The following is a 15000-nucleotide window of genomic DNA, read 5'->3' on the forward strand; positions in this document are numbered from 1 at the left end:
CGTCTGAACTAGCGGCGGCGGCGCGTGAGTTAGATATCCACTCAATGCACCTCTAAGTTTCATGCGACCGACCACACGGATGTGGTCATTACAGGCCCCGGCACTTCTGTGTCGGGGCCTGTTCTATTGGGGCGGGAAAGTAATGCGCCAGCGGCTTGCCTTGGACGCCTACTCGGCGTCCAGGTGCATCGGCGTTATCACTCGACCGTCTTTCTCTGCCTGGCCCAGTTGCGCGTCAATGAAGTAGACCCGGTCGTCCTCCAGCTGGGCTTTATCCACTAGGTAGTCCTTGATCGTGCTCGCACGGTCCTGGCCCAACTGGCGCAGCAGCACGTCACTGCCACTCCAGAACTTGATCACGCCCTCTTTCAACCTGGCGGTGCGGTCACTGCTGCTCAGGTCCTTCCATTCAGCCGGAGGCTGCTGTTTCAAGCGGGTGCGGTAAATACCTTCGAGCAAGGGGGCTTTTTCGCTCTCAGGGACTTCCAGCAAGGACGCCTGGGCCGGGACTTTCTCGCCACGGCGCTGCAGCATTTTGTAGTAGTTGTATTGGTATTCCCGCTCCAGTCGCTGGGCCGCCAGGAATGGGCCGTCGCTGCTGGCTGCGGCCGTGCCTTCGATTTCCAGGCGTAGGGCAGGGCGTTCTTTCAAGGCTTTGGCCAAGGTGTTGAGAGCGCCTTCGGCATCTTTGTTCAACTCGCTGGAGCCTGCCGCGAACGACACGCTACCCAAGTCCTCCGCTCCGCCTCCGGTGACCAATCCGCCAATAAACTTGAACGGCGCAGTGGCCGCTCGCACCACCAGATTGCGCAGGGTTTGCCACACAATGGGCATCACGCTGAATTGCGGGTTATTCAGGTCACCGGATACGGGCAGTTCGATGGAGATCTTGCCGTCGCTGTCCTTGAGCAAGGCGATTGCCAGACGAATCGGCAAGTCCACGGCATCGGCGCTGTCGACTTTTTCGCCCAGTTGCAATTGCTCGACCACCACTTTGTTCTCAGCCTTCAACTGGCCCTTGGTGATCACGTAATGCAGGTCAAGGTTGAGGCGGCCCTTGCGGATGCGGAAACCGGCGAACTTGCCCGAGTAAGGCGTCAGGGTGGTCAGCTCGACACGTTTGAAGCTGGTGGCGATGTCCAGCGCCGCCATCGGGTCAAACGGGTTCACGCTGCCTTTGATGGTCACCGGTGCATAACGGTCGACCTTGCCCTTGATGTCAACGCTCGCCGGTTTGGCCTGGCGACTGTCGATGGTGCCGATCTGCCCGTTGAGCTGTTGGATCGCAGTGGCGAAGTTGGGGGTGAGGCTGAAGTCGGCGAAGTTGGCCGAACCGTCGTTGATCGCAATCTGCCCGATATGGATGCCCAGGGATTTTTCTTTGCTCGCGGCAGGTTTGGCTGACGATTTGGCGCCACTGTCGGCCGGCTGCGGGATCAGCAGGTCGTCGACGTTGGTGGTGCGGTCATCGTTGATCATGAACCGCGCATAGGGCTGCAGCAGGTTGACCTTGTCGATCGACAGGCTGTCGCCGTGTTGGTAGTTCACGCCTTCGAGCACCAGGCGCTGCCATTTGAGGAAGTCGCGGGTCTTGAGGGTGTCGAGGGTATGCAATTGGTCAACCTGCGCGCGGCCGGTGATCTGCAGCGCAAGGGGATCGGTGCTTTTCAGGTTCACGTCGAGGTCGCTGCCAAGCATGCCACTGCGCAGTTCCAGGCGGATAAACGGGCTGATATAGGACTGGGCGACCCGCAGGTCGATGTCCTTGGTATTGACCTTCAACTTGGCGCTGACCGGGTTGAGGTTGACCGTGCCGGTTGCCTGGATCTTGCCCTGCTTGCCCAGGCCGGTGTCGACCTTCAGGGTGAAGGGGCTCTGGTTGAGGCTGTCGAAGTTCTGCACGTCGACGTTCAACGGGCCGAGCTCCAGCGCCACCGCAGGTTTGGCCTGGCGGTCGGCCAAGTGCACCTGGTAGTTGCGCAGCTGTACATCCTTGAGCAGCACTTGCCAGGGCTTGCTTGGGGCGACGGGCGCAGGCTTTGGCGAGTCGGCCGTGGCGGGTGCAGTCGCAGGCTCCGGCGCCTTGGCCGGTTTGCCTGGCTGGCCGGCGAACAGTTTTTGCCAGTCCAGTTGCCCATCCGCTTCACGAGCCGCCCAGGTCTCGAGTTTATTGCTGCGGATCTTGCCCACCACCACCTGCTGTTTGGCCAGGTCCACCGTGGTCTCACTGACGTCCAAACGCTCCAGGCGCACCAACGGCCGGCCATCCGGGGCCTTGATGGCGAACGGTGCGATGCTGGCGGCGGTATTGGTCAGGTTCAGCTCGGTTTCTTTGGCCAGACTGAACCTGTATTCGGTACTGAAGTTGAGCACGCCGTCTTCAAGTACCAGGGGTAAGGCGTCACGCACATACGGCCACCAGGCTTTCATCTTGCCGCCGGTGACTTTGAGCGTACCTTCGGACGTGATCGGCACCAGGCTGAAGTTGCCTTTCCAGTCGATCTGTCCGCCTTCAGGGCCGGCGGCGACCAAGGTCATGTCCGCATTGTCTTCCGGCAGGGTGCTGAGGTTCTTCAGCTCGAAGTCGAGGGTATCGTAGAGGAATTCGATGGGTTCGCTGGGGCGCAGGTCTTGGAAATGCAAATAACCGCCAGCCAGCTTGATACTGTCGACACGCAGCGGGAACGGTTTGGCGTCAGGGTCTGCCGGGGTCGGCTCGCTCGGTGGCAGCTTGAACAACTGCGCCAGATTCAGCTGGCCTGATTTGTCGAACAACAACTCGGTCCTGGGCTTGTCCAGTTGCACATCCGCCAGGTGCAGGGCGCGGGTCCACAGGCTATCGGCCTGCAGGTTGGCGTAAAGCCGTTCGAAACCTACCTGTTCCTTACCGGGCTCGCCGATCTTCAAGCCCCATACCGTGACTTCCAGGCTGAACGGGTTAAGTTCGATCCGTTCGATGCGTGCCGGCACTGTGGCGTAATTGGCCAACTGTTGGTTGGCAATGCGAAGGGCGATGCCAGGCAAAATCAGAAAGCCCAGCAAGCTGTACAACGCGAGGGCAGTCAACAAGGCGCCAGCGGCGCGAATCAATCCTTTGGGCATGGGGCGGCGCCATCTATGTCAAACAGGAGTGCCTTGGAGTATGGCACGGGTTTTCGGTTCCGAAGAACCGGGCCTTTAGGATGCTGCTTACAGTTGAAGTATCAGAGTCTTCAGCGGTGGTTGTTGATCTTGTGAGGGAAAGTCCGCGCCGGGCGTCATGATTTTCCAGTCCCGCACCGGACGCCCAGCCTTTTGCGCACAACGCAGCACCTGTTCACGCCAATCCTCCATGCTGACTTTTGCCAGGTTGTTACAGCAGATCAGCACGCCATTGTCTGCTGTAGCGAGCAGTGCCGGCTTGAGCAGGCTCTGGTAGTCACGCAACAGGTCGACGGTACCGAAGGCACTCTTGGCCCAGGCCGGCGGGTCGAGCAACACCAGGTCATATTGACGCTGCTCCAGGCGCGGATAGCTCGGCAGTTTCTGCCCGCGACGCTGGGTGATCGGCAGCCCGGCCAGTTGGCGAATCGCCGGGAAGTAGTCCGATTGCACGAACTCCATGGTGGGAAGCTGTGGATTGAGCTGGCCGTTTTCACGTCCCACCGCCAGGTTGCCCTCGGCGAAGTCCAGGTTGCATACCTCGCGCGCACCACCGGCAGCGGCGCTCAGGCCCACCCCACAGGTGTAGGCAAACAGGTTCAGTACGCTTTTGCCGGCGCTGTGGTCCTTGACCCAGCCGCGGGTATTGCGCAGGTCGAGGAACAGCAGTGGGTCCTGGCCGGCGTGGCGCCCACGGACACGGTAATTGAGGCCCCATTCGTGGCCGACCAGGTCTTCCAGCGCGGCAGGTTCGGCGCGGTATACCGAATCTTCGCGATCGACCCGCGAGTTGCCGCGGGAGCGGTCGTTGTAGACCAGCAGCAACTCCAGGCCCATGTACTGGTTGATCAGTTGGTGCAGCTCCAGCAGGTCGGCGGTTTCCAGCGACTGATGGAAGCTTTGCACCAGTAACTGCGGGCCATAGCGGTCGATGGTCAGGCCGCCGGCGCCTTCCTGGCTGCCATGGAACAGCCGATAGCAGTCGGTGCCCTGGGCGTGCAGTTCGCTGATCAGATCCTGGCGATGATCGAGGGCGGCGCGCAGCGCCTGATTCAAGGGAGACATGGAGCGCGCCTTGCTTAGGTAAATGGGGGAAATAAGGGCGCGGAGTTTAGCAGCTATGGCGCGTTGCCTACATCAACCCCATCCGCCGGTGTGCACGCTGCACCGAACCGTTACGCATCGCCCAGCGCAACAACGGCGCGCTGCGCTTGACCCCGGCACGGATCATCCGGCGTTGCAGCGGGCTCTGGTGCTGATCGAGCAGAGTGCTGGCCCAGTCCGGCAGCAGGTCGATCCCGGCTTGCATCATCAAGGCACCAAAAGGCTTGGCCAACAGGCTGGGGGAGGGTGCGTTCAGCAACAGGCGCAGCACTTCGCGGCTGCGCTCGTCGCACAGCAATTGCGGGCGGATGCTCTCAAGGTAATCGGAAATTTCCTGGCGTGAATGCGGCACATCCTGCGCGCCGAGCCGTTCTGCGACGACGGCGATCTCGTTGTAGTAACGGTCCTGATCACGGCCGCAGAGGTGCGGGTTGCGATAGCGCAAGTGGGCAGCAAGAAAGTTGCTCACCTCCGCCACATGCACCCAGGTCAGCAGCGCTGGATCGCTGGCCGCGTAAGGCCTCCCGTCCGGGGCATGGCCCACCACCTGCAGGTGAATGGTGCGCACTTTTTCGATCAGCCAGTCGGCGTCTTTGCGCGCGCCGAACGTGGTACCGGAAATAAACTGCGAGGTACGGCGCAGGCGCCCAAGCATGTCCTGGCGAAAATTCGAATGGTCCCACACGCCGGCCAGGGCCAATGGGTGCAGGGCTTGCAGCATCAAGGCGCTGATGCCGCCGATAAGCATGCTGCTGAAGTCACCATGGACTTGCCAACTGACCGAGTCCGGCCCGAACAGGCCCGGATCGCCCTTGGGGTTTTCCAGGTCCAGCTGGCCCAGTGACAAACCGGTGAGGCTCATCAACTGGGTTTCGATACGGCTGCGGATAAATTCCATGGCGACTCGGGTTTCCTAGCGGTTCAGGCGTTTGTCGATCAGGCCGTCGACGACGCTGGGGTCGGCCAGGGTCGAGGTGTCACCCAGGCTGTCCAGTTCGTTGCAGGCGATCTTGCGCAAAATCCGGCGCATGATCTTGCCGGATCGGGTTTTCGGCAAGGCCGGTGCCCATTGGATCAGTTCCGGCTTGGCAAAGCTGCCGATTTCCTTGCTGACCAGTTCCAGCAGGTGTTTTTTCAGCGCCTCGCTGGGTTCGACGCCATTCATGGGGGTGACAAAGGCGTAGATGCCCTGGCCTTTGACATCGTGGGGGTAGCCCACCACGGCAGCCTCGGCCACCTGGTCATGCAGTACCAACGCACTTTCTACCTCGGCGGTGCCGATACGGTGGCCGGATACGTTGATCACATCGTCGATACGCCCGGTGATCCAGTAGTCACCGTCCTCATCGCGGCGCGCGCCGTCACCGGTGAAATAGTAACCGGGGTAGGGTTTGAAATAGGTGTCGACCATGCGCTGCGGGTCGCCGTAGACGCTGCGAATCTGCCCCGGCCAACTGGCCTTGATCGCCAGTACGCCGCTGCCGGCACCGCTGATGACCTTGCCTTGTTCATCCAGCAGCACGGGCTGCACGCCAAACATCGGCTGGGTGGCGCAACCCGGTTTGATCCGCTGGGCGCTGACCAGCGGGCTGAGCATGATGCCGCCGGTCTCGGTCTGCCACCAGGTATCGACAATGGGGCAACGCTGTTCGCCCACCGCGTTGAAGTACCAGTCCCAGGCTTCCGGGTTGATCGGTTCGCCCACGCTGCCCAGCAGGCGCAGGCTGGCGCGGGAGGTCGTCTGCAGCGGGGCGTGACCCTCGCGCATCAACGCGCGCAAGGCGGTGGGGGCGGTATAGAAGATATTCACCTGGTGTTTATCGATGACCTGCCAGAAGCGCGAACTGTCCGGGTAGCTCGGCACACCTTCGAACATCAGCGAGGTCGCGCCATTGGCCAGCGGCCCGTACACGATGTAACTATGGCCGGTGACCCAACCCACGTCGGCGGTGCACCAGAACACCTCACCGTCGCGGTAATCGAGTACGTACTTGAAGGTCATTGCCGCCTGGAGCAGGTAGCCGCCCGTGGTGTGCAGCACGCCCTTGGGTTTGCCGGTGCTGCCGGAGGTGTAGAGGATAAACAGCGGGGCTTCGGCGTCCATCGGTTCTGGAGGGCAATGGTCGCTCGCTGCATCCAGGGCCTGTTGATACTTGAGGTCGCGGCCTTCGCTCCAGTTCACTGGGGCGCCGGTGCGCTGTACCACCAGCACCGTGCTGACGTCGGGGCAACTGGCCAGGGCCTTGTCGACATTCTGTTTCAACGCCACCGGCTTACCACCGCGCAGGCCTTCATCGGCTGTGATCACGGTGCGGCAGTCGGCGTCCAGGATGCGGTCACGCAGAGCGTCCGGTGAGAACCCGCCAAATACCACCGAGTGCACCACGCCAATCCGTGTGCAAGCCAGCATGGCGTAGGCCGCTTCCGGGATCATCGGCATGTAGATACACACCCGGTCGCCTTTTTTCACGCCACGGCTTTTCAGCACATTGGCCAGGCGACAGACGTTTTGGTGCAGTTGGCGGTAGGTGATTTTGGACGATTTTGCAGGATCGTCACCTTCCCAGATGAAGGCCGGCTGATCGGCGCGTTGCGCCAGGTGACGGTCGATGCAGTTGTAGCTGACGTTCAACTGGCCACCGGCAAACCACTGGGCGGCACCGGTCTGGATGTCTGACTGCTGGACGGTGTGCCACGGTGTTATCCAGTCGAGAAAGGCCTTGGCCTGTTCGGACCAGAACGTGCCCGGCTGTTCGATGGATTGGCGATAGAGGCGCTGGTAGTCCTCTTGACTGAGTTGCGCAGCCCGGCGGACGGCATCGGCGGTGGGAAACGTGCTGATATCGAACATGAGCGATCCTTATTCTTGTTTTTGCGACAAGTCATAAAGATGCACCCTGTATGGAGAGGGTTCAAGGCCAACGTCCAAACGGACGTTGGCCTTGCGTTGCCTGCATCAGCCGCGGTGACGGCCGCGGAAGTAGTTGATCAGGCCCTGGGTCGACGCGTCTTCGGCCAAGGTTTCTTCGGCGCCGGTGAGGCGATTGTATACGCCCTTGCCCAGCTCCTTGCCCAGCTCCACGCCCCATTGGTCGAAGGCGTTGATGCCCCAGATCACGCTTTGCACGAACACTTTATGTTCATACATCGCAACCAGGGCGCCCAGGCGACGCGGGCTGATGCGTTCAACCACGAGCGTGTTGCTCGGACGGTTGCCCGGGATCACCTTGTGCGGTGCCAGCTTCTGCACGTCGTCTTCCGGGATGCCCTTGTCGCGCAGCTCGGCTTCGGCTTCGCTGCGGGTCTTGCCGAGCATCAGGGCCTGGCTTTGGGACAGGCAGTTGGCGTAAAGCCATTGATGGTGGTCGGACACCGGGTTGAAGCTGACGATCGGCACGATGAAGTCGGCCGGGATCAGTTGGGTGCCCTGGTGCAGCAATTGGTGATAAGCATGTTGGCCGTTGCAGCCGACGCCGCCCCAGATCACCGGGCCTGTGTCGGTGGACACCGGTTTGCCGTCCTGGCGCACGCTCTTGCCGTTGGATTCCATGTCCAGCTGCTGCAAGTGCTTGGTGATGTTACGCAGGTAGTGGTCGTATGGCAGGATCGCATGGCTCTGCGCACCCCAGAAGTTGCCGTACCACACGCCCAGCAGGCCCAGCAGCACCGGCATGTTCTGTTCGAACGGTGCGTTCTGGAAATGCTGGTCCATGGTGTAGGCACCGGACAGCAGTTCCTTGAAGTTGGACATGCCGATGGCCAGGGCGATTGGCAGGCCGATGGCCGACCACAACGAATAACGGCCGCCCACCCAGTCCCACATCGGGAAGATGTTTTCTTCGCGGATACCGAAGGCCACGGCGGCCGCGTTGTTGCTCGACACGGCGATAAAGTGGCGGTACAGCTCGGCTTCCGAGCCACCCTGGGCCAGGTACCAGGCGCGGGCGGCCTGGGCGTTTTTCAGGGTTTCCAGGGTGTTGAAGGATTTCGACGAGACGATAAACAGCGTGGTCTCGGCGCGCAGCTTCATGGTCAGCTCATGGAATTCGCTGCCATCGATGTTCGCCAGGTAGTGGCAGCGCACGCCTTTGTGGGCGTAGGACAACAGCGCTTCAGAGACCAGCTCCGGGCCGAGGAACGAGCCGCCGATGCCGATGTTCACCACGTCGGTGATTGGCTTCTCGGTGTAGCCACGCCACAGGCCGTCGTGGATGCGGCCGACCAGGTCGGTGATCTGGTTCAGCACCTTATGCACGTCCGGCATGATGTTCACGCCGTTGACCGACAGCTTGTCGCCCACCGGGCGGCGCAGGGCGGTGTGCAGGGCAGGGCGGCCTTCGGAGGAGTTGACCGGCTCGCCCGCATACAGCGAGTTGATTGCGTCTTTAAGGCCCACTTCGTTGGCAAGGCCCACCAGCAGGTCGCGGGTTTCGCCGGTGATCAGGTTTTTCGAGTAATCGAGGAAAAGTCCGCAGCTGCTCAAGGTGAACTGGGAAAAGCGCTGGGGATCGGCATTGAACGCTTCGCGCATGCTGAAATCCTGCATGGCTTGGCGATGTTGATTGAGCGCTTGCCAGGCGGGCAGAGCGGTAACGTCATGAGGGGTGCGGTAGTACGCCATCGCTGCGGGTTTCCTTTTATTACGGGGACTGCCTTTAGGACACTTCAAAGCCCGGAACATCCAGTCTTATCTCAAGGATTGGGTTCCAGACAGCGCTAACCATAGCGCAGGGCGATTACATTAAACCTAGCGTGTCGATATGTCTTGGCTTTGTCTGCGCTGTGGCCGGTACTTTTTTATACCGGCACAGCGATCAGGGCAATCGGCGGGGTGTTCAGAGGTGTCAGTCGAGGGTCAGATGCAGGTTGTCGATCAGGCGGGTCGTGCCTAGAAAGGCCGCCACCAGAATCACAATATCCCGATCCTCCGCCGTAGCGGCCCGCAGGTGCACGCCCTGGCGCACTTCGAGGTAATCCAGGCGCAACCCGGCAGCCTCGATCTGCTGCACCTGTTCGGCACGCAGCCTGGCGAAGTCGTGATCACCGCTTTTGATGGCTGCGGCAATCTGGCTGAGGCTGCGGTACAGCACCGGCGCGATCGCACGTTGTTCTTCGCTGAGAAAACCGTTGCGCGAGGACAGTGCCAAGCCATCATCGGCGCGCACGGTGGGCTCGCCAATGATCTGGATCGGCATGTTCAGGTCGTGGACCATGGCGCGAATCACGGCCAGTTGCTGGTAGTCCTTCTGGCCAAATACAGCCATGTCCGGCTGGACCATGTTGAACAGTTTGCTGACCACGGTCGCCACGCCTTCGAAATGCCCGGGACGGCTGGCGCCGCACAAGCCTTCGGACAATTGCGGGACGCTGACGCGGGTCTGGCCGGTCATGCCGCCGGGGTACATCTCCTCGACGGTCGGCGCGAACAGCAGGTTGCAGCCTGCCTGCAGGAGCTTTTCCTGATCGGCGGCCAGGGTGCGAGGGTACTTGTCCAGGTCTTCGCCGGCGCCAAATTGCAGCGGGTTGACGAAAATACTCGCCACGACAAAGTCCGCCTGCTGCACAGCCTTGCTGACCAGGCTGGCATGGCCGCTGTGCAGGTTACCCATGGTGGGCACGAAGCCGATGCGTTTGCCGGCCTTGCGGGCGTGGGCGACGGCGGCTCTGAGTTCACGTACGGTTTTTACGGTGTTCATGCAGAGAATCCGTGTTCGGCGCCTGGGAAGGTCACGCCTTTGACTTCGGCGACGTAAGCACTCAATGCCGCGTGGATGCTGTCCTGGCCGGTCATGAAGTTCTTCACGAACTTCGGCACGCGGCCGGTAATCGACAGGCCGAGCATGTCGTGCAGCACCAGCACCTGGCCGTCGGTGGCCGAGCCCGCGCCAATACCGATCACCGGGACTTTAACGGCCTGGGTGATTTCTGCTGCGAGTTCGCTGGGCACGCATTCGAGCAGGATCATCGCAACGCCCGCCTGCTCCAGGGCGATGGCATCGGCACGCATCTGGCGCGCCTGGGCTTCGTTGCGGCCTTGGACCTTGTAGCCGCCGAGGATGTTCACGGACTGTGGCGTCAGGCCCATATGTGCACAGACCGGCACGCCGCGCTCAGCCAGCAGGCGAATCGACTCGGCGAGCCACACGGCGCCCTCCACCTTGATCATGTGTGCACCGGCACGCATCAGTTTGCCGGCGTTCAGGAAGGTCTGTTCGACGGTGGCGTAGTCCATGAACGGCAGGTCGGCGATGATGAATGCGCCTTCGTTGCCGCGCTTGACGCTGGCGGTGTGGTAGGCCAGTTCATCGGTGGTGACGGGCAGGGTGCTGTCATTCCCTTGAAGGACCATGCCCAGGGAGTCGCCTACCAGTAACACTTCAACCCCGGCCTGGCAGCAGGCGTGGGCGAAGGTGGCGTCATAGCAGGTCAGCATGGTGATTTTTTCACCTTTGAGCTTGAGGCTCTGCAAGGTGGTCAGGGTAATGTCTGGCATGAAAAGGGTCCTCGTTCAGGCGCTTGGAAACAGCGAGTTACGCGCGTGAGTCTTCGTTATTCAGGCGCACCGTCTTGAGAGCAGTGCTTATAAGGCCTGGATTGCGCCCTTCAGCGCCGGGTTGGCGGCAGCGGGACGCCTATAGTCGTGAGGAGGACACGGGAAGTCAATTGGATGTGTTACCGCATTGTTACGATGGCGGTGTTACCGCTGTTACTGACGCGATTCAGCAACGGGGAGCCGTTCCAGGCCGACAAACGGGCAGGCTTCAAGCAGGGCACTGAGGCGCTTTCCATCCGGCAATTGCAATGCGGCAGGCGCCAGTTCGGCCAATGGGTACAACACAAACGCACGCAGGTGCATCTGGTAATGGGGCACCTTCAGGCGCGGTTCGTCGATCAGGCGATCGCCAAACAGCAGAATGTCCAGGTCAAGGGTGCGAGGGCCCCAACGCTCCAGGCGCTCGCGGCCCTGATCGTTTTCGATGGCTTGCAGCGCATCCAGCAGGTCAAGTGGCGCAAGGCGGCTGTCCAGGGCGGCAACCGCGTTGGTGTAGCGCGGTTGGCCTGGGAGCAGGGAGTCACTTTGGTAAAAGGCGGACACACCCGCGACGCAAGTGTCTGGCAATTGCGCCAGCGCTTGGATAGCGCTGCGCAATTGCTGGTCCGGGGCTGCCAGGTTGCTGCCCATGCCGATGTAGATGCGTTCCACGTTTATTCGCCCGCGGCGCCCGAGGCATCGGCAGCGCTGCGTTTGCGCTTGGTGCCGCTGCGACGACGCTTCTTCGGCCCTGCGCCTTCGCCATCACCCTTGCTGCCGAGGTCGCGAATCATGTCGCGGCGTTGGCTGTCATTGGCATCCTGATAGTCTGTCCACCATTCGCCCAGGCCGTCGGTCTGCTCACCGGCGCTTTCGCGCAGCAGCAGGAAGTCGTAGCCGGCACGGAAGCGCGGGTTGTCCAGCAGCAGGTCGGCTCGCTTGCCGCTGCGGCGGGGCAGGCGTTCCTGCATGTCCCAGATCTCGCGGATCGGCATCGTGAAACGTTTCGGGATAGCAATGCGCTGGCACTGTTCGGCGATCAGCTCGTGAGCGGCTTCCTGCATGGCCGGGATCGGCGGCATGCCACGCTCCTGCAGACGCAGTACGCGCTTGGGCAGGGCCGGCCACAACAGGGCGGCAAACAGGAACGCCGGCGTGACCGGTTTGTTCTGCTTGATGCGCAGGTCGGTATTGATCAAGGCTTCGCTGATCAGCGTGTGGGTATAAGTCGGGTTGTACTCCAGTGCTTCGGCGCTGGCCGGAAACAGTGGGTCGAACAACTGCAGGTCGACCAGCATTTCGAAGGTGTCGGCGGCGTAGCCGGAGAGGAACAGCTTGAGCACTTCTTCGAACAGACGCGCGGACGGGATTTCCCGCAGCATCGGTGCCAGCTCGCGTATCGGTGCGGCGGTGTGCTTTTCGATGCCGAAGTTGAGCTTGGCGGCGAAGCGCACGGCCCGCAGCATGCGCACCGGGTCTTCCTGATAGCGCTGCGTCGGGTCGCCGATCAGGCGGATCAGGTTATTGCGGATGTCGTGTACGCCATTGGCGTAATCGAGGATGCGTTCGCTGACCGGATCGTAATAGAGGGCATTGATGGTGAAGTCGCGGCGCTGCGCGTCTTCTTCCAGGGTGCCGTAGACGTTGTCGCGCAGGATACGCCCGCTCTCGTTGCGGGAAGACTGATTGGTATCTTCCTCGTCATCGTTTTGCGGGTGGCCGGCACGGAAGGTCGCGACCTCGATGATTTCGCGACCAAAATGGATATGCACCAGCTTGAAGCGGCGACCGATGATTCGCGCATTGCGAAACTCGGCACGCACTTGCTCAGGCGTGGCACTGGTGGCGACGTCGAAATCCTTAGGCGTGATATTGAGCAGCATGTCGCGTACGCAACCGCCCACCAGGTAGGCCTGGTAACCGGCGTTCTGCAACCGTTCGACGATATTCACCGCATAACGGCTGAATTGAGCGCGCTGCAACGAATGCTGGCTGCTGTTGAGCACTTCAGGCGTGCTGCGTTTGTGTTGCGTACGACGCAAGGGAGAACGGAATGACTGGAACAACTTCTTCAGCATGGGATGCACTGTTTGAAGGAATGTTCGGCCATAACGAAGAATGACCGCATGATGGGCGGGGATTCTAGCATTTAGTCAGGGGATGGTGTAGGAACAAGCTTCGGCGTTGCGCCATAAGCCTTAAATCGTCAAATCCCGGAAACTACAAGGGGAGCCGAAGCTCCCCCAGAAGTAGTTGCGTGCTCTATTTTTATTATTGATTTCGGGCTTCTTGTTTTTGTTGATCGCCCTCGCCATGAAGCTTCACCTTCATGACACTCCCAATCGGGAGTCAAGAGCAAACGGATTGCTTTGGTCGCTGTGTTGCTGATCTACGATCCAACCAGTTCAGGCTCTGCCTTAGGGCAGTTTTTGTTGTTCTCGGCCTGGTTGCGGGGCAAGCCCCAAATGCAACGCCTCTCCAAAAGAATCAGTTAGCTGCGCCTCCGCCGTGTTGTTTTTGTTATGCGTGAGTCGATTCGTCTTATTTTTATTGTCTTGTACAAAGCTTGTTATTGTTTTTGTACTAAGCATATAGCAGGGTGCGTGCCAACTTTTGCGTCGCCCAGCAAAACCGGGGGGTTGAGGTGGTTTTTGGTTTTTGAAGGGCGAAAAAAAGCCGGGGCTTCGTTACCGTAAGCCCCGGCTTTTGTTACGCGAAATATCCGCGGTAACAGTTTTTTCACATCGGAGGGTGTTACCTGTGGGGGCGCACCCTCAGCTTTCGCTGGCCACCCCGGTCTTGCGCCGTGGAATGCCCAGGCGCTGGCGGCGTTCCCACAGGCACTTACGGCTCACGCCCAGCTTGCGTGCCAACTCGGTCTCGGTCATGTGGTCCTGGTGCTCCAGGACGAAATGCTGGAAATAGTCTTCCAGTGACAAATCTTCCGTCGGCTCATGGCTGGTATTGCTGGCGCCGCCCTGTGTCGGGACCAGGCCGATGAAGTCGTCATCCTCCAAGTCACTGAGTTCAATATCGATACCCAGCAGTTCGGCGGAAATTTCCGGGCTTTCCGACAGGATCACCGCACGCTCGACCGCATTCTCCAGTTCCCGCACGTTACCCGGCCACGAGTAATGCCGAATCGCCTGCTCGGCGTCGGGCGCGAACGTCAGGTCGGTACGGTTGATACGTGCACTCTGGCGCAGCAGGAATGCGTTGGCGATCTCATTCACGTCGGCACCGCGCTCACGCAGGGCCGGCAATTTGAGCGCGATCACGTGCAGGCGGTAATACAAGTCTTCACGGAACTGACCGATCTTGGCCAGGCTCTTCAGGTCGCGGTGGGTGGCCGCGATCAGGCGTACGTCAACCTTCTGCGATTGCACCGAGCCTACACGGCGAATCTCACCTTCCTGCAGCACACGCAGCAGTCGCGCCTGGGCCTCCAGCGGCAACTCACCGATTTCATCAAGGAACAGCGTACCGCCGTCCGCCGCTTCCACCAGGCCCGCACGCCCAGCGCTGGCGCCGGTAAACGCGCCTTTCTCGTGGCCGAACAGTTCGGACTCGATCAGGGATTCGGGGATCGCCGCACAGTTCACCGAAATCATCGGCGCCTTGGCGCGTTTGGACAGGTTGTGCAGGGCGCGGGCCACCAGTTCTTTACCGGTGCCCGACTCGCCCTGGATCAATACATTGGAGTCGGTGGGCGCGACCTTACGGATCTTGCTGTACAGGTCCTGCATCGGCGGGCAGGAGCCAATGATGCCGATCTCGCCGTTACTGTTGTCGACCCCCGGCTTGTCGGCGCCGTTGGTCGCCTTGCCGGCGGGGCGCTGTTCGGCAGGCGCGCTGCTGGCTGACTGGCGGTCACGCAGGATGCGGGCCACGGCCTGGAGCATTTCATCGTGGTCAAACGGCTTGGCGATGTAGTCCACCGCACCCATCTTCATGGAATCAACCGCCGAGCGCAGGCTGGCGTAGCTGGTCATGATCAGCACCGGAGTGCCCTGGCCAAGCTTGATCAGCTCGGTGCCCGGCGCGCCGGGCAGACGCAGGTCGCTGACAATCAGGTCGAACGTGGGGATGCTGAAACGCTCTTGTGCTTCCTGCACCGAGCCGGCTTCGCTGACCTGGTACTGATTACGTTCAAGCAGGCGACGCAAGGCAGAGCGGATAATGGTTTCGTCTTCGACGATCAAAATGTGCGGCATTGATTCAAT

General features: G+C 60.9%; 10 protein-coding genes. All 10 read right to left on the bottom strand.

Going from position 1 to position 15000, the window contains the following annotated elements; translation table 11 throughout:
* Positions 1 to 168: 168 nt before the first annotated feature.
* Entirely contained in the window at positions 169 to 3102 is a 2934-nt protein-coding gene (locus C8K58_RS29805) for a DUF748 domain-containing protein (RefSeq protein WP_098480915.1), read from the bottom strand.
* An 87-nt stretch (positions 3103 to 3189) separates the two neighbouring features.
* Positions 3190 to 4206: a class I SAM-dependent rRNA methyltransferase gene (locus tag C8K58_RS29810; protein ID WP_098480916.1), complete on the bottom strand. Its 1017-nt coding sequence runs from the start codon at positions 4204 to 4206 to the stop codon at positions 3190 to 3192.
* A gap of 67 nt (positions 4207 to 4273) precedes the next feature.
* The gene (locus C8K58_RS29815) at positions 4274 to 5143 is read right to left on the bottom strand and encodes an oxygenase MpaB family protein (RefSeq protein WP_098480917.1); all 870 of its coding nucleotides are present in this window, start codon (positions 5141 to 5143) and stop codon (positions 4274 to 4276) included.
* A 15-nt stretch (positions 5144 to 5158) separates the two neighbouring features.
* Positions 5159 to 7096 carry an acetate--CoA ligase gene (gene acs, locus C8K58_RS29820; protein ID WP_098480918.1) on the bottom strand — a complete coding sequence of 646 codons (1938 nt, stop codon included), beginning with the start codon at positions 7094 to 7096 and terminating at the stop codon, positions 5159 to 5161.
* 105 nt (positions 7097 to 7201) lie between these two features.
* Positions 7202 to 8866, bottom strand: a complete 1665-nt coding sequence (gene pgi / locus C8K58_RS29825) for a glucose-6-phosphate isomerase (RefSeq protein ID WP_027605377.1) — start codon at positions 8864 to 8866, stop codon at positions 7202 to 7204.
* A gap of 223 nt (positions 8867 to 9089) precedes the next feature.
* Positions 9090 to 9941, bottom strand: coding sequence for a pantoate--beta-alanine ligase (panC, locus tag C8K58_RS29830; RefSeq protein WP_027605378.1), 852 nt, complete (start codon positions 9939 to 9941; stop codon positions 9090 to 9092).
* Complete coding sequence (panB, locus tag C8K58_RS29835; protein WP_098480919.1) at positions 9938 to 10738, bottom strand: 3-methyl-2-oxobutanoate hydroxymethyltransferase; 801 nt, start codon at positions 10736 to 10738, stop codon at positions 9938 to 9940. The genes panC and panB overlap by 4 nt, the downstream gene beginning before the upstream one ends.
* Before the next feature lie 213 nt (positions 10739 to 10951).
* Complete coding sequence (folK, locus tag C8K58_RS29840) at positions 10952 to 11449, bottom strand: 2-amino-4-hydroxy-6-hydroxymethyldihydropteridine diphosphokinase (protein ID WP_098480920.1); 498 nt, start codon at positions 11447 to 11449, stop codon at positions 10952 to 10954.
* 2 nt (positions 11450 to 11451) lie between these two features.
* Positions 11452 to 12855, bottom strand: coding sequence for a polynucleotide adenylyltransferase PcnB (locus tag C8K58_RS29845; protein ID WP_098480921.1), 1404 nt, complete (start codon positions 12853 to 12855; stop codon positions 11452 to 11454).
* A 696-nt stretch (positions 12856 to 13551) separates the two neighbouring features.
* Positions 13552 to 14991 (bottom strand): sigma-54 dependent transcriptional regulator, encoded by a 1440-nt coding sequence (locus tag C8K58_RS29850; RefSeq protein WP_027605382.1) that lies wholly within the window; start codon positions 14989 to 14991, stop codon positions 13552 to 13554.
* Positions 14992 to 15000: the final 9 nt, after the last annotated feature.

Origin of the sequence: Pseudomonas sp. GV047, assembly GCF_003058245.1 — a bacterium.
Taxonomy (GTDB): Bacteria; Pseudomonadota; Gammaproteobacteria; order Pseudomonadales; family Pseudomonadaceae; genus Aquipseudomonas; species Aquipseudomonas marginalis.

Coding starts and splice junctions, on each gene's coding strand:
- C8K58_RS29805 (WP_098480915.1), bottom strand. CDS start 3,102: ATGCCCAAAGGATTGATTCGCGCCGCTGGCGCCTTGTTGACTGCCCTC.
- C8K58_RS29810 (WP_098480916.1), bottom strand. CDS start 4,206: ATGTCTCCCTTGAATCAGGCGCTGCGCGCCGCCCTCGATCATCGCCAG.
- C8K58_RS29815 (WP_098480917.1), bottom strand. CDS start 5,143: ATGGAATTTATCCGCAGCCGTATCGAAACCCAGTTGATGAGCCTCACC.
- acs (WP_098480918.1), bottom strand. CDS start 7,096: ATGTTCGATATCAGCACGTTTCCCACCGCCGATGCCGTCCGCCGGGCT.
- pgi (WP_027605377.1), bottom strand. CDS start 8,866: ATGGCGTACTACCGCACCCCTCATGACGTTACCGCTCTGCCCGCCTGG.
- panC (WP_027605378.1), bottom strand. CDS start 9,941: ATGAACACCGTAAAAACCGTACGTGAACTCAGAGCCGCCGTCGCCCAC.
- panB (WP_098480919.1), bottom strand. CDS start 10,738: ATGCCAGACATTACCCTGACCACCTTGCAGAGCCTCAAGCTCAAAGGT.
- C8K58_RS29845 (WP_098480921.1), bottom strand. CDS start 12,855: ATGCTGAAGAAGTTGTTCCAGTCATTCCGTTCTCCCTTGCGTCGTACG.
- C8K58_RS29850 (WP_027605382.1), bottom strand. CDS start 14,991: ATGCCGCACATTTTGATCGTCGAAGACGAAACCATTATCCGCTCTGCC.